This window comes from Candidatus Dorea massiliensis AP6 (assembly GCF_964245105.1).
Taxonomy (GTDB): domain Bacteria; phylum Bacillota; class Clostridia; order Lachnospirales; family Lachnospiraceae; genus Laedolimicola; species Laedolimicola intestinihominis.
Map to the genome: position 1 here is coordinate 1 of NZ_CAXTKW010000052.1, position 613 is coordinate 613.

At 57.7% G+C, this 613-nt stretch carries 1 protein-coding gene; it reads right to left on the reverse strand.

Annotation, left to right across the window (positions count from 1 at the left end; all coding sequences use genetic code 11):
- Positions 1 to 613, reverse strand: a 613-nt coding sequence (locus ACESZP_RS17965; protein ID WP_499709955.1) for a ParB N-terminal domain-containing protein, incomplete at both ends; no start/stop codon positions are given.

Here is a 613-nt window from a genome sequence, read left to right on the forward strand (position 1 = left end):
GGACGGACGATAGCGGGCTGGGTCACGCCCTTGTCCTTGACGCTGGACACCATAGCCCGCATTTCTTCATCATCCCGAACCTCAAAGGGATGGTTCTTGAAGGCGTGAAGCTCGTTCAGCTTGATATAGACGATCTGTTCCTTGCCCCGGCGTGGTGCATCCTTCGGTTTTTCGGGTTCCTTCGGAGCGGGAGCGGCCTGTACCGTTGGCGCCGTTTTTTTCTCCGATTCCTTTTTGACCGCATTTTCCGGTTTCTGTGCGGGAGCTTCGGGCTTCGGGGTTGCGGCCTTGTCCTTATCTGCTTTCGGGGGACGGCCCCGGCGCTTCGGCTGTTCCGGCTCTTTGGGTTTTTCCTCCGCTTTCTTCGGAGCCTCCGGCTGCTTTTCCGGTTTTTCCGTTTTTGCCGGGGCAGGCTTTTCCCCGCTGGGAGCTGCCGCCCGTTCCTCGACCTTCTTTTCCTTCATAATTTCAGCGAAGTTATAGACGGAAACCTGCGGGTTCTTTACCTCCGGTTCCGTCTTTTTTTCCGGCTCCGAAGAAACGGAAACCTTCTCCGGCTCTTTTGGGGGAGCGGGAGGCGTTTCCTTGCCCGGCCCGCTATCCGTTACCGGCT